The 20,113-nt window shown below is 69.2% G+C and carries 15 protein-coding genes; 3 read left to right on the top strand and 12 right to left on the bottom strand.

Annotated features, from left to right (window positions below; all coding sequences use genetic code 11):
* Positions 1-230: 230 nt before the first annotated feature.
* The 8 genes from DM480_RS13300 to DM480_RS13265 form a co-directional block, all read right to left on the bottom strand.
* Positions 231-1,739: an efflux transporter outer membrane subunit gene (locus DM480_RS13300; RefSeq protein ID WP_232834001.1), complete on the bottom strand. Its 1,509-nt coding sequence runs from the start codon at positions 1,737-1,739 to the stop codon at positions 231-233.
* Positions 1,739-3,361, bottom strand: coding sequence for a DHA2 family efflux MFS transporter permease subunit (locus DM480_RS13295; protein ID WP_115379747.1), 1,623 nt, complete (start codon positions 3,359-3,361; stop codon positions 1,739-1,741). Before DM480_RS13295 ends, DM480_RS13300 begins: the two co-directional genes overlap by 1 nt.
* A gap of 2 nt (positions 3,362-3,363) precedes the next feature.
* Positions 3,364-4,572 (bottom strand): HlyD family secretion protein, encoded by a 1,209-nt coding sequence (locus tag DM480_RS13290; protein ID WP_115379746.1) that lies wholly within the window; start codon positions 4,570-4,572, stop codon positions 3,364-3,366.
* Positions 4,573-4,664: 92 nt separating this feature from the next.
* Complete coding sequence (locus DM480_RS13285) at positions 4,665-6,140, bottom strand: flavin-containing monooxygenase (RefSeq protein WP_115379744.1); 1,476 nt, start codon at positions 6,138-6,140, stop codon at positions 4,665-4,667.
* Positions 6,141-6,201: 61 nt separating this feature from the next.
* Positions 6,202-10,449, bottom strand: coding sequence for a translocation/assembly module TamB domain-containing protein (locus DM480_RS13280; protein ID WP_115379742.1), 4,248 nt, complete (start codon positions 10,447-10,449; stop codon positions 6,202-6,204).
* On the bottom strand, positions 10,449-12,650 hold the full coding sequence (locus tag DM480_RS13275; RefSeq protein WP_115379740.1) for a BamA/TamA family outer membrane protein: 2,202 nt from the start codon (positions 12,648-12,650) through the stop codon (positions 10,449-10,451). Before DM480_RS13275 ends, DM480_RS13280 begins: the two co-directional genes overlap by 1 nt.
* 123 nt (positions 12,651-12,773) lie before the next feature.
* Positions 12,774-13,205 carry a hypothetical protein gene (locus tag DM480_RS13270; RefSeq protein WP_115381334.1) on the bottom strand — a complete coding sequence of 144 codons (432 nt, stop codon included), beginning with the start codon at positions 13,203-13,205 and terminating at the stop codon, positions 12,774-12,776.
* Positions 13,202-13,957: a prepilin peptidase gene (locus DM480_RS13265; protein ID WP_115379738.1), complete on the bottom strand. Its 756-nt coding sequence runs from the start codon at positions 13,955-13,957 to the stop codon at positions 13,202-13,204. The genes DM480_RS13270 and DM480_RS13265 overlap by 4 nt, the downstream gene beginning before the upstream one ends.
* 141 nt (positions 13,958-14,098) lie before the next feature.
* On the opposite strand from DM480_RS13265, the gene DM480_RS13260 reads away from it, so the two are divergent.
* Positions 14,099-15,283 carry an acetyl-CoA C-acyltransferase gene (locus tag DM480_RS13260; RefSeq protein WP_115381332.1) on the top strand — a complete coding sequence of 395 codons (1,185 nt, stop codon included), beginning with the start codon at positions 14,099-14,101 and terminating at the stop codon, positions 15,281-15,283.
* A gap of 62 nt (positions 15,284-15,345) precedes the next feature.
* Positions 15,346-16,110 (top strand): DUF3592 domain-containing protein, encoded by a 765-nt coding sequence (locus tag DM480_RS13255; protein WP_115379736.1) that lies wholly within the window; start codon positions 15,346-15,348, stop codon positions 16,108-16,110.
* 3 nt (positions 16,111-16,113) lie between these two features.
* On the opposite strand, the gene DM480_RS13250 is transcribed toward DM480_RS13255, so the two are convergent.
* Positions 16,114-16,602: an SH3 domain-containing protein gene (locus DM480_RS13250; RefSeq protein ID WP_115381330.1), complete on the bottom strand. Its 489-nt coding sequence runs from the start codon at positions 16,600-16,602 to the stop codon at positions 16,114-16,116.
* Between the two features lie 101 nt (positions 16,603-16,703).
* Between DM480_RS13250 and DM480_RS13245 the strand changes: the two genes are divergently transcribed.
* Positions 16,704-17,702 carry a 2-hydroxyacid dehydrogenase gene (locus DM480_RS13245; RefSeq protein ID WP_115381328.1) on the top strand — a complete coding sequence of 333 codons (999 nt, stop codon included), beginning with the start codon at positions 16,704-16,706 and terminating at the stop codon, positions 17,700-17,702.
* Between the two features lie 186 nt (positions 17,703-17,888).
* On the opposite strand, the gene DM480_RS13240 is transcribed toward DM480_RS13245, so the two are convergent.
* The 3 genes from DM480_RS13240 to DM480_RS18760 form a co-directional block, all read right to left on the bottom strand.
* Positions 17,889-18,305 (bottom strand): hypothetical protein, encoded by a 417-nt coding sequence (locus DM480_RS13240; RefSeq protein WP_115381326.1) that lies wholly within the window; start codon positions 18,303-18,305, stop codon positions 17,889-17,891.
* A gap of 41 nt (positions 18,306-18,346) precedes the next feature.
* Entirely contained in the window at positions 18,347-19,750 is a 1,404-nt protein-coding gene (locus tag DM480_RS13235) for an NAD(P)H-dependent flavin oxidoreductase (protein ID WP_115381324.1), read from the bottom strand.
* Between the two features lie 148 nt (positions 19,751-19,898).
* Positions 19,899-20,033 (bottom strand): hypothetical protein, encoded by a 135-nt coding sequence (locus DM480_RS18760; protein WP_269801928.1) that lies wholly within the window; start codon positions 20,031-20,033, stop codon positions 19,899-19,901.
* Positions 20,034-20,113 lie beyond the last annotated feature (80 nt).

Here is a 20,113-nt window from a genome sequence, read left to right as displayed (position 1 = left end):
AAATGCTGGCGCTCATCATCAAGATGGTCATCGGGGTCGACATCAAGCCCTGGTAAACCGATTCGTCGGCCCGGTCGTCAGCGTGACGGCCGGGCCGATAATCGCCGCCAATCCCATCCCGGAAGTGCTCGCGTGAAGCCGGTGGACACGCGGCATCTCATCCATCCTCACGCGCAATGATCGGCCCGGGCCAGCGACCGGTCGCACGTTAGGCGTATAAGGGCGCTGGATCAGGGCGCCGACGCGGGGACCGCGGCTTCCCATCCGCCGCCCAAAGCCTTGGCCAAGGCGATCGTCTGCTGGCGCAGCTGCGCATCGCTCGTCGCGACCTGTTCGCGCGTCGACAGCAATTGCGCCTCTGCATTGAGCACCGCGTCCTGCGCGACGAAGCCACTGCGATATTGCGCGGTGATCGCGTGCAGGCTGGCATCGGCATCGCCCACCGCGCGCATCAGCACCACGCGCCGGCTCCGCTCGGCGTCAACCTGGACGAGGGCATCCTCGACATCGCGCAGCGCCTGCAGGACGGTCTGCCGATATTGCAGATACGCCTGTTCTCGCGCTTCCTTGCGTAGGCCGACGGTCGCCTTGCGCCGCCCCCAATCGAGCAACGGGAATTGCGCCGCGCCGGTACCCGTCAGTTGCAGGCTGTTGCCCGTGAACAGGTTGGCGAGCGCCGTGGACAGCAATTGCGCCATGCCGGTCAGGCTGAAACGCGGATAGAGGTCCGCGACCGCGACGCCGATGTCCGCCGTCGCCGCGGCGAGGTTGCGCTCGGCGGCCCGCACATCGGGGCGGCGGCGCAGCAGATCGGAGGGCAGGCCCGCCGGGATCGTCGGCACCGGCGGCATCGCGGTCGTCGCGGGGATGTCCGCAAGCTCGCCATCGAGCGCGCCGGGCGCCTGGCCCAGCAACAGCGCCAGCGCGTGGCGCCGAACCGCGATGTCGGCGCGGATCGGTTGCAGCCGCGCCTCTGCCGCGGTGATCGTGCCGCGCTGGCGCGTCACGTCGATCGGCGGTACCAGGCCGACGCGTGCGATGTCGCCCGCGATCTTCAGCGCACCGCGCTGGCGCACCAGCTCCGCCTCGATGATCGCGATCTGCTGCTGGTCAAAGCGCAGCGCGAAATAGCCCTGCGCGACCTCCGCGGCCAGGATCGTGGCGGCATCCCGGCGGGACCATTCGGCGGCCTCCGTCCGCGCGACCGCGCCCTGAACCTGGCGGCGCACCCCGCCGAACAGATCGAGTTCCCAGCTGGCGTCGAAGCCCGCCGCATAGGTGGTGATGCCGCTGCCCGGCAGCGCGATGCCGCCGCTAGTCCCGTTGCTGCCCCCTGCCCCACTGCTACCGCCGGCCTGACCGCCGAACAGCCGCGCGAGCGAGGCGAAGCCGGCGTTCTTGCTGAACTCGATATGCGTGACGTTGGCATCGGCATTGACCTGCGGCAGCCCCTGTGCGCGCGCCGCGATCTCCTGCAGCCGCGCCTGCCGGACGCGGGATGCGGCGATCGCGATGTCGGGCGATCCGCTGAGAGCGCGCGCGACGAGATCGTCAAGCTTCGGATCGGCGAAAGCCTGCCACCAGCGGTCGGCGACCGGGGTCGTATCCGCGCTCCGCGGTCCGACGAACGCGGCCGGCACCTCTGCCTGCGGCGGGGTATAGTCCGGACCGACCGTGCAGCCCGCGAGCATCAGCGCGACTGCGACCCCCGGCAGCGCCTTTGAAATGGTGCGGCGCATCAATGTCCTCCCTGCGGGGCCTGGCCCGTCTTGTTCGCGCGCATCAACAATACCAGCGGCGCGACGACGAGCACGACGATCATGAGGGTGCGGAACACGTCGAGGAAGGCGAGCATCGACGCCTGGCGCTGCACCTGGCTGTAGAGCACGGCGAGCGGCGTGGTCGACGGATCGCCCTGGCCCCCGAACGCCTTGCCCGCGGTCGCCAGCCATTCGTTGTAATTGGGATCGAGCGGATTGAGCGGCTGGACCAATTCGCTCTGATGCTTCTGCAGCCCGTTCGACAGCAAGGTCTGCGACAGGCTGATCCCGATCGTCCCGCCCAGGTTGCGCGCGACGTTGAGCAGGCTGGACGCCTGCGCCGTCTGGTTCTGGCGAAGCCCGACATAGGCGATGGCGTTGATCGGCACGAACAGGAACGGCAGTGCCATCGCCTGATAGAGGCGCGCAGTGGCGGCATCCCAGAAGGTGATGTCCGCGTTGAGGTGGGACATGTTCCACAAGGCCGCCGCCTGTACGAGCAACGCCGGGAACAGCAGGAAGCGCACATCGACGACGCCCGCCAGCCGGCCCGCGAACGGCACCGCGATGAGGGTCGCGACGCCGCCCGCGGTCAGCGCGAGGCCCGCGTCGAGCGACGAATAGCCAAGCACCTGCTGCAGCATCTGCGGGATCAGCTGCGTCGTGCCGAACAGGATCATGCCGGTGATCGCCATGACGCCGATCGTCAGCGCGAAATTGCGGTTCTTGAGCAGGCGCAGATCGACGACGGGGTCGTCGTGGTTCAGCTCCCACACGATGAGCGAGACGAGCGCGGTCGCCGAGACGATGGCCGAACCGAGGATCAGCGGGCTGGAGAACCAGTCTTCCCGCTCGCCGCGGTCGAAGGTGATTTCGAGGAAACCGAGCCCCAGCGCGACGAGCGCGACGCCGACGTAGTCGATGCGCAGACCGTGCTTGAACTTCTCCTTGCGGTCCTGCTGCACCTGATCGGGTTCGTCGACGAACACCTCGACCAGGAACCATGCGGCGATGCCGACGGGTACGTTGATGAGGAACACCCAATGCCACGTCGAATATTCGACGATATAGCCGCCCAGCGTCGGCCCCAGCACCGGCCCCACCACGACGACGATCGCGAAAGCGGCGAACGCCATGCCGCGCTTCGCCGGCGGAAAGGTATCGGCGAGGATCGATTGTTCGACCGGCGCGAGGCCGCCGCCGCCGATCCCCTGCAGCACGCGCGCGAGGACGAGCGTCGACAGGTTGGGCGCGAGGCCGCAGAGCAGCGACGACAGGGTGAACAGCGCGATCGAGATGAGGAAATAACGCTTGCGCCCGATCGCGTCGGACAGCCAGCCTGAGATCGGGATGATGATCGCGTTGGCGACGAGGTAGCTGGTCAGCACCCAGGTCGCCTGATCGCTGGAAACGGAGAGGCCGCCGGCGATATGATCGAGCGCGACGTTGGCGATCGAGGTGTCGAGCACCTCCATGAACGTCGGGATCGAGATGATCGCGACGATCAGCCACGGCGAGTAGCGGCCGGCCGCCGAACGGCTGGGGCTCCATTCCCCCGCACCGCCGCCGCCACCGCGTTTCGCGGCCGCCTGCTTCGCCACGCTCAGCGGACCTTGACGGTCGGCACCACCGACATGCCGGGGCCGATCGGATAGCGGCGCGGATCGGGGTTGCCGTTGCCCACGTCGAACAGGATGCGCACGGGCACGCGCTGCACGACCTTCACATAATTGCCCGTCGCATTCTGCGGCGGGAGCAGCGCGAAGGCCTGTCCCGCGCCGCGCTGGATCGAATCGACGTGGCCGACGAACTTTACGCCGGGATAGGCGTCGACCTTGATCGTCACCGGTTGGCCGATCCGCATCAGCGTGAGCTGCGTTTCCTTGAAATTGGCGGTGACCCACATCCGGTCCGGCACGATCGCGAGCAGTTGCGAGCCCGCCTGGACGTAGGAGCCGAGATTGACCTGGCGGTTGACGACCTGTCCTGGCACCGGCGCCTTGATCTGGAGGTCGCCGACCGTCGTGTTCGCCTGCGACACCTGCGCGCGGCGCGCGCCGACCACCGCTTCGGCGGATTTGACCTGCCGCGTCGCCACCGTCACCTGCGCATCCGCGGCGCTCACCTGACGCCGGGCGGCCGCGGCATCGGCTGCGGTGGCGCGAGCCTGCGCGCGGGCCTGGTCGAGTTGCTGGCCGGCGACCGCATTGGGATCGAGCCGCAGCAGCGTTTCGTAGCGCGCAAGGTCCGCCTGCGCCTTGATCGCCTGCGCCAGCGGCACGCGCGCCGCCGCGGCGGCCTGTTCGCGATTGGCGATGGCGGCGGAGACCTGCGCCAGCGCCTGCTGCACCTGCGCCTGCGCCTGCACGACGTTCGCGCGCGCTTCGGCGAGCTGCGCTGCCGGGCCGGAGGGCTCGATAACGGCGAGCAGCCGCCCCGCCTCGACATGCCGATTGTCGAGATCGGCGACCTGGACGAGCCGGCCCGGCGATTGCGCCGAGATGCGCACGATATGCGTGTCGACGAAGGCATCGTCGGTCGTCTCGAACTGGCGCGCGTGGAGATAATAGAGCGTGCCGCCGATGACGAGCGCCGCGACGACGACCACCACGATCACCCAAAACAATGGCTTCTTGAAGACGGACGGCTTCTTCTTCGCCTCGCCCTCAGGCTGGTCGCCGTCTTCCGCGTCGGCATCAGCGCCTTGTTTGGTGTCGTTCGAACCATGCGCGTCGTCGTTGCTGCGATCGTCGTCGCGGCGCGCGTTCGCCGCCTCGTCCTGCGCACGACCGCGCGGTTCGTCTTCGCTCATGCCGGCCCCTTTGACGTCCCGCGGTTTGTTGCCCGCGTGTTAACATGCGCTAAGACGCAGCAGGGCGCGAAAAGTGCCGCGCCCACGAGCGATCAGGCCGCCCGCGTGTCCGCGACCGGCTCCGGGTTGGAAAACTCCATCTCGTCGTCGAGCGAACCGAAGCGCAGCGCCAGCACGTCGAGCGCGTAATTCTGGTTGAGCCGCCACGGCTTGCGCGTCCCCTGACTGGGCAGGAAATGCGCGGCGCGCGCGACATAGCCGGAGGTGAAGTCGACGAACGGCGCGCGCCCCATCGCCGGATCGGCGATCCGCGGCGTCGCCTGGCGCAGCCCGCGCCGCCGCATCGTGTTGAGCAGGCGGCAGACATAGGTCGCGACCAGATCCGCCTTCAGCGTCCACGACGCATTGGTGTAGCCGAACGTATAGGCCAGGTTCGGCACGTCGGAGAACATCATCCCCTTGTACTGCACCGCCTGCGACAGATCGATGCGCTGACCATCGCGGGAAAAGACGATGTCGCTGAGCAATTGCAGCTGCAGTCCGGTCGCGGTGACGATGATGTCCGCCGCCAGCGCCTCGCCGGACGACAGGCGGATGCCGGTTTCGGTGAAGCGATCGATCGTCCCGGTGACGACCGAGGCGCGGCCGTCGCGGATCGCCGCGAACAGATCGGCGTCGGGGACGAGGCACAGACGCTGGTCCCACGGATTGTAGCGCGGGGTGAAGTGCGTGTCGACGTCGTAGTCCGGACCCAGATGATCGCGCACCATGCCGATCAGGCGTTGCTTGAACTTCTCCGGCCGCTTGCGCGCGATGCGGTAGAAGACCATGCCGAGCAGCACGTTCTTCCATCGGGTGATACCGTAGGCGAGATTGTGCGGCAGCCGGGCGCGCAGCCAGTTGGCGATGCCGTCCTCCGCCGGGCGCGAGACGACATAGGTGGGCGAACGCTGCAGCATCGTGACGTGCGCCGCGGTCTTCGCCATTTCCGGCACCAGCGTCACCGCGGTCGCGCCGCTGCCGATGACGACGACGCGCCTGCCGGCATAATCCAGATCGTCGGGCCAGAATTGCGGATGGACGATGCGGCCGGCGAAGCGCGTGCTGTCCGGAAAGTCGGGCGTGTGCCCTTGCGCGTAATCGTAATAGCCCGAGCACATGCACAGAAAGTCGCAGGTGATCGTCACCGCCTCGCCATCCGGGCCCGTCGCCTCCACTGTCCAGCGCGCGTCGGGCGTCGACCAGGACGCGGCGCGGACGTGGTGGCGATAGCGGATGTGCCGGTCGATGCCGTGTTCGCGCGCCGTCGCCTCGATATAATCGCGGATCGACGCGCCATCGGCGATCGCCTTCGCCTCCGTCCACGGCTGGAACGCGAAGCCGAGCGTGTGCATGTCGCTGTCCGAGCGGACGCCCGGATAACGGAACAGGTCCCACGTCCCGCCCATCGCGCCCCGCCCTTCGAGGATCACGTAACGCCGGTCGGGGCAGCGGCGTTGCAGGTGATAGGCCTGGCCGACGCCGGACAGGCCGGCACCGACGATCACGACATCGACATGCTCCGTCATCCGTCCACTCTTCCTGCTGACATTCGTGTCAGTCGCAAGATGGCGCGATATCGGCCGCCGCTCAATAGTCCCGCGAATATTTCAGGCGCACGTCCGACCCGCCGAACGATCCGGTCGAGGTGAGGATGCTGAGCGACTTGGTCAGCGAGATGTCGAGCTGCGTCGCGGTGAAACCGCGCGCGTCGGTGACGACCTCGACGTAGATGTTGTCGGTCAGGTACTTGCCCGCTGCCAGGCTGGTGCCGCGGCCCGTCGCCTGGTCCGCGCCGAGCACGCGCAGCCGATCGAAGCCGACCGCCGAGCGCAGCTTGCCGAGCGGGTTGAGCCCGCCCCCGCCCGACCCGCGCAGCGAGTTGAGCGCGCTGGCGAGCTGGATCGCCTCGATCGCCGACAGATTTTCGGGGTTGGTGCCGAACAGCAGGCGGCTGAGCACCTCATCCTGCGGCAAGGCAGGCGTCGAGGTGAAGGCGATCTGCGGCCGTTGGCCGGTGCCGGTGATGTTGATGACCGCGGTGATGCCGTTAGTGGTCGTCGTCGCCTGAATGTCGATGTCCGGATCGGTCACCGCGCCGCCACGGAAGCGGATCGTGCCGCGGCTGACGTCGAACCGCTTGCCCGCAAACGAATAGGTGCCGCGGACGAGGTCGAGCCCGCCGCTGATCGTCGGCGCCGCCGACGTACCGCCGATCCTGAGGTTCATCGACCATTCGGACTCGAGGCCCATGCCCGACACGAACAGCTGGTTTGGCGCGCGCAGGCGCAGGTCGAGCTTGACGACCATCGCCGGCGTCGGCGGCGCGGCAGGCCGGTCGGTCGGCCGGGCTGCGCGGATCTCGCTCTTGCGGCGCACGCCGGTCAGTTCGGGCACCTCCGCCGCGCCCTGGCGGATGATCTGGTAGCGCGCGTCGGGCACGGTCAGGTCGCCCTTCAACAGCGCGCCGTCGCGCCCGTTGGTGAAGCGGATCGTGCCCGACGTCTTGGCGGCGAGCGCGTCGCTCCTGGCGAGCTGCGCATTGTCCAGCCGCGCCGACACGTCGATCGGGAAGCCGCTGTCCGCAGCGAGACCGACGGTTCCCTGCGCCTGCACGCTGCCGTCGCCGGCGCGCGCGGTCAGGCTGGTCAGTTCCAGCCGGTCGTTGTTGAACCGGCCCGCGATCTTCATCTGCGACAGGCGCGTGCCATAGGTTTCGTTGTCGTAGGTGAGGTTATCGGCGCGCACGAGGCCGCTGAGCTGCGGCGCGGACAGGCGCCCGGAGAAGTCCGCGGCGACCGCGATCGGTCCGCTGAGCTGCTGTCCCGGCAAGGCGGCAAGGCTGAACAGCACCGCGGAGGGACCGTTGTAACGGATCCCGCCGGACAGCGGCGCCTGCATCAGGCGCGTCGTCCACGACCCGTCGCCCGGCGGCAGCGGCCGCAGCGTCGCGAGCAGGCGGCCGACCGCCATCTGCCCGCGCTTGACCAGCGCCCGCGCCTCGCCGCCGTCGGGCGACAGGCGGCTGACGAGCTGGATGTCGACGGGTTCCGACACCGCAGCGATGCCGGTGCGCTGGAAGTCCGCGATCGTCAGGCGCACGTCCGCCTGCGGGATGCCGGCGCCCTGCTGCCGGTAATCGAGGCTGCCGCTGGCTGCGCCCGTCACGCCCAAACTGGGGACGAAGGCGGACAGGATCGACAGGCTCGTCCGGTCGAGCCGCACCTGCGCGGTGGTGACGCCGCCGCCATAGGTGGCCGCCAGCCGTGCCGCGCCGGCGCTCGGCCCCCGACCGAAGTCGATCCGCGTCGGCGCGAGCGTGTAGCGGCCCGATGCCTGCGTGATCCGCGCAGGATTGGCGGTGCGGAACGGAATGCCGTTCGTCTGCCCCTGCAACGCCACCAGATAGGCTTCGGGCGACAACGCTGCGTTGACTGCAAGACGCAGCGGCACGCCGCTCGACCCCGTCAGCACCGCCTGCGCGGTGCCGCGGCCGCCACTGTAGTTCACCTTGGCGCGCATCGTCTGGATGACGAAGGCGTTGTAGCGCGTATCGCCGACCTGGACGTCGGCCACGACCTGCGGCGCCTTGGGGTAGAGGACGACGCTGGCGCTGACGAGCGCACGCGCGATCGTGAAGTCGGCGGCGCCGGGGATCGTCGCATTATAGGCGCGGCCGTTGACGTCGGCGCGCTGCACGCCGTTCTGATCGGCAAGGCGCACCGTGCCGCTGATGCCGCGACCGGCGAAGGTCAGCGTGCCCGCGAACGGGCCGCGCGGAGTCGCGACGATCTGCCCGCGTGCGGTGATGCCGGCGAGGACGAGGCTGCGCACGTCGATGGTCAGACGCGGGCTCGGCCGCACCAGCACGTCGGCGGTGAACGGCCCGTATTGCGTGCCGCCGCGCGCGGTGATCGCATAGGCGCCGCCGCGGCCGACGACGCGCGCCTCCAGATCGACGAGGCCGATGCCGACGCCCGGTCGCGGCGCGCGGAGCAGCACGACGGGGTCGGTCGCGCTGCCCGTCACCCGCGCGGACAGCGGGCCGTATTGGGTCGAATAGGCATCGGCATTGACCAGCAGCGCGCCGTTCGCGGGGTTGAACCGCCCCTCGCCGCGCGTCACGCGCAGCTGCGGCGCGTTGAGCCGCACGTTGCGGAAGCTGACGATACCTTCCGGACTGTAGCCGACGTCGGCGCGGACGATCGCATTGCCGCCCAAGAAGCTACGCACGCCGCTGTTGAACAATTGCTGCGTCAGCGCGACCACCCGGCCGGTCATGCCGAAGCCGCCGTTCGATCCGGGCACCAGCTTCGCATCCGTCGTCAGGTCGATGATGCCGATGCTGTCGATGCGGAAATTATTGACCCGCCCCTTCAGCGCGCCGGTGTACCGGCCGGTCTGCACGTTGGCGACGACGACCGCGGTCGCATCGATGTTGTCGGACCGGATGCGCAGATTGTCCGACAGGATGTTGGGCATCGAGATCGCGAAGTCGCCCGCGATCCGGACGTTGTTCGTCAGCCCGCCGACCGCGGCGTTGAGCCCCGTGACGCGGCGCGCACGGGCCTGGACCGGGACGAGAATGCGATCCGCATTCACCCGCGCCAGCCCTTCGGCATAGACGTCCTGCACCACTGTCGTGCCGAAGCCGAGCACCGCGGCGCTGACCTTGTAGTCGACCGTCGGCGTCGCGAAGGCACCGTCCAGCACGACGCGCGCCCGCACATCGCGGCCGTTGAGGTTCGGCGCGATCGCGCCCGGCGTCAGCAGCCGCGCGTTGACTGCGAAATTGCCGAAGCGGCTGTTGGCCAGATCGAGGATGCCGCCCGCATCCACCGCCAGCGCGTCAGACGTCGCGGTCAGCCGCGTATCCGCGCGCCGCTGGTCGAGCGTGGTGTCGATCGCGAGGTCGAGCCGCGGCGCGGTCAGCCGCGCCACCGGTCCTGCGAGATAGAGGCCCGGCGCCGCCGACCCGCGCACCGCGATATGGCCATTGCGGGCGGTGACGCCGAGGTCGGCGAACTGGCCGCCGCCGAGCGTCGCGCGCGCGCGCCCCTGCCACGCCGCCCAGCTGCCACGGCCGTCGACCGACACGGCGAGCGGCGCCTTCAGCGACGCCATCGTCGCGACGACGCCGCCTACGGGCGCGGCGAGCTTCACATCGACGTCGAGCTTGTTCTGGTCGGGCACCGCGTCGAGCTTCAGCGCGAGGCGATCGCCGCCCGCGATGCCCGGGCCGCGCAGCGCCGCGGCATCGGCGACGATCTGCGCGCGGCGATCGGCGATGTGCACGCTGCCGTCGATACGCACGACATGCGTCTGGCCGGTCACCGGCTTTTGCAGCACCAGCCGCCCGATGTGCAGGCGGTTGACGTCGATATCGAGGTCGGGGAGCAGCGGCTGGTTGTCGGGGCTGGGCGGGGTCGGCTTCAAGACGGGCCGGCGCGCCAGCGTGATGAGGTCGGTCGACAGGTCGCGCACGTCGACGTGGTTGCGCGCGAAGGCGAAGGGGCGCCAGTCGACGGCAAGCTTCGGGCTGGTCAGGAAGACGCCCTTGGGATCGGACACGCGCACGTCGCTGAGGATCATCTGGCCGTAGAGCGACCCGTCGATCCGCCCGACCTTGATGCCGAGCCCGGAGGCGGTGGTGTAACCGCCGATCCGGTTGGCGACAAAGCGGCGGCCGGGATCGGTGTTGATGCCCAGCACGACGATGGCGACGAGCAGAAGCAGCGCGACGACCGCGATGCCGATCCATTTCAGCACGCGCTGCCACCAGGGGCGGCGGACGATGACGACGGTCTCGGTCGTCGCGGGCTGCGTTGCGTCGGTCATCAGAACGCCTGCCCGATCGAGATGTACAAAGCGACCTTGCCGTCGCCGGGTCGCGGGTTGAGCGGCGTCGCGACATCGACGCGCAAGGGGCCGAAATTGGTGTAGAACCGCCCGCCGATGCCCGCACCGAAGCGCAGGTCGGAGGCGGTGGGCAGGACGGAGGCGTAGCTGTTGCCCGCATCGACGAACGGCACGATGCCGAAATTGCCGAAGCGGTAGCGCGCCTCGATCGAGAATTCGTTGAGCGAGCGGCCGCCGACGGGATTGCCCTGAGGATCGAGCGGGCCGAGCCGCTGGAACCCGTAGCCGCGCACCGACCCGCCGCCGCCGCCGTAATAACGGCGGGAGGGCGCCAGATCGTCACGCGCGATCCCCGCGATCGATCCCGCCCGCGCGCGGCCCGCGAGGACGAACGACGTGGAGATCGGATAGTAGATCGTACCTTCGACCATCGTGCGGACATAGGGGCTGACGCTGCCCTGCACCGACGTTTCCGGACTGAGGTTGAGCTTCAGCCGATAGCCCTTGCTGGGATTGAGCAGGCTGTCCGAGCGATCCCATTGCACCTGCCCCGGCAGCGCGACGATGCCATAGGTGCGGCGGACGCGTTCGTTACGGGTGAAATCCCACACGCTTTCGTTCGTGCCGACGAGTTCGCCGCCGTAGGAATAGGTGAACTTCTTCTGCCAGATCGGCGTCGAATCGTAGCTCCAGCGCGCGGCCAGCGTGCCCGTGAACGCCTCATAGGCGTCGTAATTGTTGCGATCGGCGGATGCGATGATCTGGAACGTCCGGTCGCGGCGTCCGGCGTTGGAGCGGCGGAAAGTGCCCGACACGCCCTGTTCCTGCGTGCCCGCGATGATGCTGCCGATCAGCGCGCCTTCGGGCGGGAACAGATTGCGGTGCGTCCACGTCCCCTCCGCCCGGAAGCCCTGTCCGGTCGAATAGCCGACGGTGCCGCCCAGGCTGCGCGCGGGCCCTTCCGTCTGGCGGACGAGCAGGTCGACCTGTTCGGTGCCGTCCGGGCCGGTGCGCCCCGTCCGTTCCGGGGTCACCGCGACGCCGCGGAACAGCCCCGTCGCGACCAGCGCGTCGCGCAGATCGTCCGTCTTGCGCGCGTCGTACAGATCGCCCGGCTTGAAGCGCGGGAAGACGTTGAGGTGATCGAGCCCGAACACGGCATCGCCCGTGGTGGTCAGCTGGCCGAAGGTCGATCGCGGACCGGTGTCGACGGGCAAGGTATAGGCGCCCGTCGCCTTGTCGGACTGGTCGTCGAGCAGGATGTCGCGCTGCCCGACCTTGACGAAGGGATAGCCGCGTTGCGGCAGGACGAGGCTGACGTTCGCCTCCGCCCCCTGGATACGCGCGGCGTCGATCGGATCGCCGACCTTGAGCGGCAGGTTCCTGGTGATGAGGTCCGCCGGCACGACGGGATCGGCCTTCACCGTCACCGAGGACAAGGTGTAGAGCCGCCCCGGCGTCGCGCTGACCGTCGCGAGCAGGCGGCCACTGTCGTTGGGGATCGGTTCGATCGTCGAGATCGCGGTGCCGTCGTAATAGCCGAGCGACCGCATCAGCCGCACAGCCAGCCCTTCGTCCTCGCGCGCGCGGGCCGCGACCTGCGTCGCATTCGCCGCCTTGCCGCCGCCATCGCGCAGCGCGGACAGCGACTTGAACTGCGAATCGAGGCCGAGACCGTCGAGCCCCTTCAATTCCGTATCGTAGCGGATCTGCGGCGCGGCGGCGTTCTTGATATCCGCCTGCGTCTGCAGCGGCGTGGTATCGAACGACGACAACGGGACGAGCGGTTGGTCGAGTTCCGGGTTGGACGCGGCGGGCGGCGGCATGACGCCGGCATCGGTCGTCGTCGCGGCCGGCGGTTGCGCAGCTTGCGGCTGCGCAGAGGTGCGCTGCGGCGGATTTGCGACGGACGGCATCGGCTCCAGCGGCGCGTTGATGTCGCCACTGATCGGCGGCAGTGCGGCGTCGAACGCCTGATCGGTGACGATCGGCTTTTCGCCCTGCGGATCGGTCGCGGAGGCGTCGGCCGGCGAGGTCGATTGTTGCGGCGGTTGGGACTTGGCCGCATCCGGCCCGCGCGCCGGGGCTACGCCTTGTTGCTGTGCGAGCTGCGCGTTCGCCGGCGATGCGGTTACCAGCGCGATCGCCAGCCAGTAATGCCGTCCCAAAACTGCCGACACGCGCGAACTGCCCCCTTCGTTACGCTCAGGACGTCCGCATTCGGCCCACCCCCGATCGTACGGCAAACGTAACGACGCGCATAAGGTTGCAGGCCGATTGGCTTTTCCCGGCGGGCCGCGCCGTCAGGCGGCGCAACCGATCAGCCCGGCGAGCGGCACGACCAAGCTGTCCTGCCCCGGCCGATCGATCCGCAGCGTCGCCGTTTCCACCCGCGCGCCGGCGGTCAGCGCCTGCTGCCGGCGGATCGTCAGGTCGAGCGTGGCGGCGACGCCGCCGGCGGCATAGGTAGTCGAGGCGGCGAAGCCGAAATCGCCCGCCCCCGTCTCGCCGCTTTTCGCAAGGTCGATCGTGGCGCCGCCCGGCGCGATCCGCAGCGTGCCGGTGGCCGCCGTCGCCATCGCGACGAGCTGGCGATCGTCGATGCTCCACAGATAGGCAGCGCAGCCCTTTGCGGGCAGCGCCTGTTGGCCGATCGGGCCCAAGGATAGGGGAGCGGGCCGCGTCGGCGCGGGCGTCGTCGCCTGTAGCGCGAGGGGCATGAGCAGCGCGATCATCGCAGCGTCCATACCATCGCCAGCCACGCGGGGTAAGCGGCCACCGCCAGCAACGTGCCGAGCGGCAGTGCGGTGTCGCGCGCCATCGGCCGGCCGCGCAGGGCGGCGAACAGCACGACGCCGAGCCCGACCAGCCCAGCGACGAGAAGGACCGCGGGCAGCAGCCGCCAGCCGAGCCATAGCCCGATCGCGCCGAGCAGCTTTGGGTCGCCGCCGCCCAGCCCCTCCCGTCCGCGCCAGCGTCGATAGCCCCACGCGACGCTCCACAGGCCGGCATATCCCACGGCCCCGCCCCACACGCGATCCGCCATATCCGGCGGGAGGCCGAACGCGCCCGCGGCGAGCCCCGCCGCGGCCAGCAGCCCGGTCAGCCGATCGGGCAACCAGAAGGCGACGAGGTCCAGCGCGGCGAGCGCGAGCAGCAGCCAGCCGAAGATCGCGCCGGCTCCCCCCGCCATCCCCGGCGCGGCGAAGCCGGCGAGCAGCCCGACGATGCCGCCGGCCAGCTCGATCCGCCAGTGCAGCGGATCGATCCGCGCGCCGCAGTGGCGGCAGCGTCCGCGTTGCACAAGCGCGCTGGCCAGCGGCACGAGTTCGCCCGGCCGCAACGTCTCGCCGCAGGCGTCGCAGGCGGATCGACCGTGCAGCACCGATCTCCCGTCCGGCCAGCGCATGACCAGCGCCGCGATGAAGCTGCCGAAGATCACGCCTAGGCCGGCCAGCAGCAGCGCCCAGAGAAGGTTCGCGGTCATGCCCGCCGGGTGCCCCCCGCCTGCCGCTTCGTCAACTGCGGCGGCATGGCACAACCGGTATCATCTGCAACCGCATTGCCCTCCCCGCCTCGCCACCCTAGATCGCGCATCAAACAGATCATGTCTTTCGCGGAGAGCCCCATGTCCACCGATCCCGTCGTCATCCTCGGCTATGCGCGCACCCCGATGGGGTCGTTCCAGGGCAGCCTGGCCGGCGCGAGCGCGACCGCGCTCGGCGCGGCGGCGGTGAAGGCGGCGGTGGAGCGTGCCGGCGTCGATGCCGCGGCGGTCGAGCGCATCTACATGGGGTGCGTCCTGCCCGCGGGCCTCGGCCAGGCGCCCGCGCGACAGGCGGCGATCGGCGCGGGGCTCGGCACGCACGTCGAGGCGACGACGGTCAACAAGATGTGCGGATCGGGGATGCAGGCCGCGATCATGGCGGCCGACGCGCTGGGCGCCGGATCGGTCGACCTGCTCGTCGCGGGCGGCATGGAGAGCATGTCAAACGCCCCCTATCTGTCGAAGAAGCATCGCGCCGGCGCGCGCATCGGCCACGACACGATGTACGACCACATGTACCTCGACGGGCTGGAGGATGCATACGAGCCCGGCAAGCTGATGGGCAATTTCGCGGAGGACACCGCCGCCCAATACCAGTTCTCGCGCAAGGCGATGGACGATTATGCGATCGAATCGCTGCATCGGGCGCAACGCGCGCAGGCAAGCGGCGCGTTCGACCGCGAGATCGTTCCAGTCGAGGTGACGGGCCGCAAGGGTTCGACCACGGTGTCGGTCGACGAGCAGCCCGCCAAGGGCGACGTCGCGAAGATCCCGACGCTGAAGCCCGCCTTCTCGCGCGACGGCACGATCACCGCCGCCAACGCCTCGTCGATTTCGGACGGCGCCGCCGCGCTGGTGATGACGCGCGCCAGCGTCGCGGAGCGGCTGGGCCTGTCGCCGATCGCGCGGATCGTCAGCCACGCCGCGCACGCGCACGCCCCCGCGCTGTTCACCACCGCGCCCGTCTTCGCGATGCAGAAGGCGCTCGACAAGGCAGGGTGGCGCAAGGACGACGTCGACCTGTTCGAGGTCAATGAGGCGTTCGCGGCGGTGTCGATGATCGCGATGCACGATCTCGGCCTCGATCATGCGCGGCTCAACGTCCATGGCGGCGCCTGCGCGCTCGGCCACCCGATCGGCGCGAGCGGCGCGCGCATCCTCGCGACCCTGCTGTCGGCGTTGCAGGGCAGCGGCCGGAAGCGTGGGCTCGCCAGCCTGTGCATCGGCGGCGGCGAGGCGACGGCGATGGCGGTCGAACTGTTGTAAGCGGGATGTAAGCGGCGCGCGCTAGACCGCGCCCGGTTCGCCGCCGAACCGGGCCGGGAGCGATGATGCCTGACACCGTTTCGACCACGACCGGGACGTCGCCATCGCCGCTGCGGATGTATCTGGGGATGATGGCGGCCACCGTCGCGCTGTCGGCAATCATGGCGTTGCCCGAATTGCTGATCGGCAGGGAAAGCGTGCGCGACGTCTTGCTTCACGGCCGTACCGTGCCGGTGATGTTGCTGTGCATGACGATGGTCAGCATCATTTATGGCGGGCTGACGGTGCTGCGGCGAAGCCGCACGCTGTCGCGGCATGCCGGCGCGACGCTGGCGGTCATGATGCTGCTGGCACTGGAGATGCCGCTCGTCTTCTTCGGCCATTCCGCGTGGCGGGATCATCGCGTGGCGGAGGACCTGATGGCGCGCGGCATCCCGGTGCGCGCGCAGTTGGTCCGCATGTTCGATACCGAATGCACCAAGGCGCATCGCTGCACGATCGAAGCCGAATATCGCTTCACGCCGGTGGGCGCGCATCGCTCGGTCGAGGGGTTCGCCCGCCTCGGCAACACGCCGCACGATCCTGGGCCCGCGTATAACTACGCCCGGCAGAACGGCGTCGTCCCGATCCGTTACGACCCGCGAGATCCGTCGCATTCGCTGGTCGACTGGGGGCAGGTGATCGCGCGCCAGGCATCGCTTGCGCACACGCTCGGCTTCTTCGGCCTCGTCGGCGGCCTGATCTTCGCCGTGTGGTTCGTGTTCGTCGCGATCGCGGGATTGGCGGTGCGCCGGAAAGCGGGCGACATCGCGCGCGCCGCAGCGTGACGATCAGGGCAGGCTCTCGCCCGGATCGACGCCCCACAGGTCGCGCGTTTCGACATAGGCGGCCTGGCCCTTCACGTCGAAGCGGCACCAGCCGCCGCTGCACTGGCTGAGGCGACCGACGACGCCCGGCTCCGCGCGCCACATCAGCCGCGCGCCGGGCGACGGGCGTTCGCGCATCTCGATTGGCTGGCTGCCGCGGACGATTGCGGTGCGCCGCTCGCTGATGAGGGCGGCGAGAATCCACCCCTGCGCGCCGTCGGGATCCTCGACCTTGCGCCATTCCTTGAACACCGCGACGACACGCACGGGCAGGTCGGCGCGCTGGTACAGCCAGTTGGCGGGATAGGTACGCCCCGGCCCGGTGCGCATCCGCGCCCGCCCCGCGGCGATCGAGCCGAAGAACGGCGGCGCCTTCTTCGTGTCGGCGGCATGCACGCCGGTATCGGCGGCGACCATCGCCAGCGCCGCGGCGGCAAGAGCGAGAAGGCGCATCATCCCTGTCCTTTTCCCTGTAGGCCGCCTGCATAGCGCGCCGCGCCGCGGCTTCAACCATCCGTTGACGCCGCCGCTCCCCTCCGCCAACCATGGCGGCGATGACCGATACCCGCCGCTGCCCCAATCCCAAGGTTGTCGTGACCCGCGAACTGGCGGAGGGCGTGATGGCGCGGCTGGAGGCGTTGTTCGACACGACGAACAACCGCGGCGACGCCAAGATGTCGCGCGATCAGCTCGCCACCGCGATGGCGGATTGCGACGTGCTGGTACCGACCGTCACCGACGATATCGACGCCGCGCTGATCGAACAGGCGGGGCCGCGGCTGAAGCTGATCGCCAATTACGGCGCGGGCGTGAACCATATCGCACTGAAGGCGGCGCGCGCGCGCGGCATCATCGTCACCAACACGCCGGGCGTCCTGACCGAGGATACCGCCGACATGGCGATGGCGCTGATCCTGTCGGTGCCGCGCCGCCTGGCGGAAGGCGAGAAGCTGGTCCGGTCGGGCGAGTGGCACGGCTGGAGCCCCGGCGGCATGCTGGGCCATCGCATCGGCGGCAAGACGCTGGGCATCGTCGGAATGGGCCGCATCGGACAGGCGGTGGCGCGGCGGGCGCGCGCGTTCGGCCTGTCGATCCTCTATCACAATCGCCACCGCCTGCCCGCAGTAGTGGAGGCGGAGCTGGGCGCGACGTTCCATGCCGATCTCGACGACATGCTGCGCGCGGCGGACATCGTGTCGATCCACACGCCGCTCAACGACGACAGCCGCGACCTGATCGATCGCCGTCGCATCGCGCTGATGCGACGGCACGTCTACGTCATCAACACCTCGCGCGGCGGCATCCTCGACGAACATGCGCTGGTCGAGGCGCTGGAGGCGGGGCATCTGGCGGGCGCGGGGCTGGACGTGTGGGAGCACGAGCCCACGATCGACCCCCGGCTGCTCGCGCTGCCCAACGTGGTGATGACCCCGCATATGGGCTCCGCCACCTACGAGGGGCGGCAGGCGTCCGGCGAGCGCGTCATCCAGAACATCCGCATGTGGGCCGATGGACATCGTCCGCCCGATCAGGTGCTCGACGGCTGGGCCTGACGGCCGGCGCCCCTGCCGCTCGCGACAAATCTTTACGCCGCGGAACCGTTCGCTGCGCTGCGACATTCGCAGCTACCGGGGAAGCGACAGGGCGTTCGTCATGTCGATCACGTCCGGTGCAGGTGTCGCGGGGGGCGACCTGCGGCAATGTCGCCTAATGCGCGCGCGGGGCGGAAGACGAGAGCCTCAACCCGTCTTCCGCCCCTCCAGCGCCGCGGCGCGCCTCAGGTCCTTCGGCCTGCCGAACCGGCGCAGCAGGGCGATCAGTTCCGCGCGATCCGGTGTGTAGACCGTCGCTGCCCCGAGGGCGATGGCCTGGCGTGTGACAGGCCGAACCGCCGACCAGCCATCAACCGTCGCGACCGAAAATCCCGCCATGAATTCGACGGGCAGGCCGGCCCCGGTCCAGCGTGCGAAGACATCGGACCGGAACAACGGATCGGGCGCCAGCGTGATCGGCGCGATGCTCAGTTCGCCAAACAGGGCGGTGACGTCGACCGGATCGATGAGGACGTCGACGTCCCGCACCTCCCCCGCAGCGACGTCATGCAGCGCCACCGCTGCGCTGCCGATCACCCACCACGGCCGCGTCGCCGGGGCCATCGCTTTCGCAACGGCCGCCAGCGTGCTGGCCAGCGTAGGGGTCAATCGCCCGTCAGGATACGGTCGACCAGCTGCTTCACCGTCGGCACGAACCCGTTCGAATAGAAGGGATCACGCTTGAAGTTATAGGCGGCGTGGCCCGCGAACATCAGGTTGTTGTCGACGTCGCCGCCGTGCGCGATGTCCTGCAGCGTCTTCTGGATGCAGAAGCTGCGCGGATCGGCGAGGCGGCCGGTCGAGTTGGTCTCGGTATCCGCCCAGCTCGAGAACAGGCATTGCGACAGGCAGCCCATGCAATCAGCCTGGTCCTTGCGGATTTCCTTCGCCTCTTCGGGCGTGACAAAGACGAGCGTGTTGTCGGGCGTCTTCAGCGCCGTGGTGAAGCCCGCCCCGAACCATTCGCGCGCGCGCAACAGATCGCCGCGCGTCACCCAGAAGTTCTTGCCCTTCACGCCGACGTCGAGCTGGAAGACGTGGTCGCCCGCCTCCTGCGTCGAGAAGGCGATCTGGCGTTCCGAGCGCGCCTCGAGGCTGCGCAGGAACGGGTTGCGCACGGCCGACGAATAGAAACCGGTCGGGCTGAAGCGGTGGAGCAGCACCCCGCCCTCCTCGATCTGCGTCAGCTGCGCCTTCCACGCATCGGGGATCGGACTTTCCTGAGTCAGCAGCGGACGCGTGCCGTATTGGAAGGCGATCGTGCCGAGTTCGGGATTGTCGATCCAGTCGTTCCAGTCGCGCAAATACCAGACGCCGCCCGCCATCACGATCGGCGTCGTATCGGGGATGCCGCCCTCGCGCATCGTCTCGCGCAGTTCCTTGACGCGGGGATACGGGTCCTGCGGCTTCAGCGGATCTTCCGCGTTCGACAGGCCATTGTGTCCGCCGGCGAGCCACGGGTCCTCATAGACCACCGCCGCCAGCCATTCCGCCGCCTTCGAATAGGCGCGCTTCCACAAGGCGCGGAAGGCGCGGCCGGACGAGACGATCGGCAGATAGCTGACCTGATAGGACGCCGCGATCTCCGACAGCTTGTACGGCATGCCGGCGCCGCAGGTGACGCCCGAGACGAGACCCTTGGTCCGTTCGAGCACGCCGTGCAGCACGCGCTGCGCGCCGCCCATTTCCCACAGGACGTTGATGTTGATCGCGCCCTTGCCACCCGCGATGTCGAACGCGCGGCGCACCTGTTGCACGGCGCCCTCGATCGCATATTCGATCAGTTCCTCGTGTCGTTCACGCCGGGTCAGCGCGCGGTAGATTTGCGGAATGATCTTGCCATCGGGATCGTAGCTGTCGGCGTTAACCGCCGATACCGTGCCGATCCCGCCGGCCGCGGCCCATGCCCCGGCCGATGCGTGGTTGGTCGCTGCGACCCCTTTTCCACCTTCGACGAGCGGCCATACTTCGCGGCCATTGTAGACGATCGGCTTCAGGCCCTTGAACACGGGAAACGGCACCTCTCAGGAAACAATCTGCGAGCCTATATCGCAAAGGTTCCGTGGATGCGAAGAAATTGCGCTACCGTGGCGGGAAAGCCGCAGCCGGAAGCGCGGCGCATCGCCCTGGCCCGGCAGGAACGCCGCTCCCGATCGCTCAGCGCAGGATCGCCTCGCCGATCAGGATCACCCCGTCGGCGGCGATCTTGGCGAGCGCGGTCGCCGCGACCATCAACGCCGCGCCAGCCAGCGCGACGACGCCATATTCCCCCACATGCTTGATCGTATGCATGGCCCGTCCTCTCCAAAAGGAGCCGGGCCCTCGTGTCGTCCCGGGGGTGCCCGGCCATCACGAACCATAGCAGATTTTCG

Source organism: Sphingomonas sp. FARSPH, assembly GCF_003355005.1.
In the GTDB taxonomy this organism is placed as follows: Bacteria; Pseudomonadota; Alphaproteobacteria; order Sphingomonadales; family Sphingomonadaceae; genus Sphingomonas.
This window is presented reverse-complemented; position numbering and strand designations above follow the sequence as displayed.

Coding starts and splice junctions, on each gene's coding strand:
- DM480_RS13245 (WP_115381328.1), top strand. CDS start 16,704: ATGACCGATACCCGCCGCTGCCCCAATCCCAAGGTTGTCGTGACCCGC.
- DM480_RS13240 (WP_115381326.1), bottom strand. CDS start 18,305: ATGGCCCCGGCGACGCGGCCGTGGTGGGTGATCGGCAGCGCAGCGGTG.
- DM480_RS13255 (WP_115379736.1), top strand. CDS start 15,346: ATGATGCCTGACACCGTTTCGACCACGACCGGGACGTCGCCATCGCCG.
- DM480_RS13280 (WP_115379742.1), bottom strand. CDS start 10,449: ATGACCGACGCAACGCAGCCCGCGACGACCGAGACCGTCGTCATCGTC.
- DM480_RS13270 (WP_115381334.1), bottom strand. CDS start 13,205: ATGATCGCGCTGCTCATGCCCCTCGCGCTACAGGCGACGACGCCCGCG.
- DM480_RS13290 (WP_115379746.1), bottom strand. CDS start 4,572: ATGAGCGAAGACGAACCGCGCGGTCGTGCGCAGGACGAGGCGGCGAAC.
- DM480_RS13300 (WP_232834001.1), bottom strand. CDS start 1,739: ATGCGCCGCACCATTTCAAAGGCGCTGCCGGGGGTCGCAGTCGCGCTG.
- DM480_RS18760 (WP_269801928.1), bottom strand. CDS start 20,033: ATGCATACGATCAAGCATGTGGGGGAATATGGCGTCGTCGCGCTGGCT.
- DM480_RS13260 (WP_115381332.1), top strand. CDS start 14,099: ATGTCCACCGATCCCGTCGTCATCCTCGGCTATGCGCGCACCCCGATG.
- DM480_RS13265 (WP_115379738.1), bottom strand. CDS start 13,957: ATGACCGCGAACCTTCTCTGGGCGCTGCTGCTGGCCGGCCTAGGCGTG.
- DM480_RS13250 (WP_115381330.1), bottom strand. CDS start 16,602: ATGCGCCTTCTCGCTCTTGCCGCCGCGGCGCTGGCGATGGTCGCCGCC.
- DM480_RS13285 (WP_115379744.1), bottom strand. CDS start 6,140: ATGACGGAGCATGTCGATGTCGTGATCGTCGGTGCCGGCCTGTCCGGC.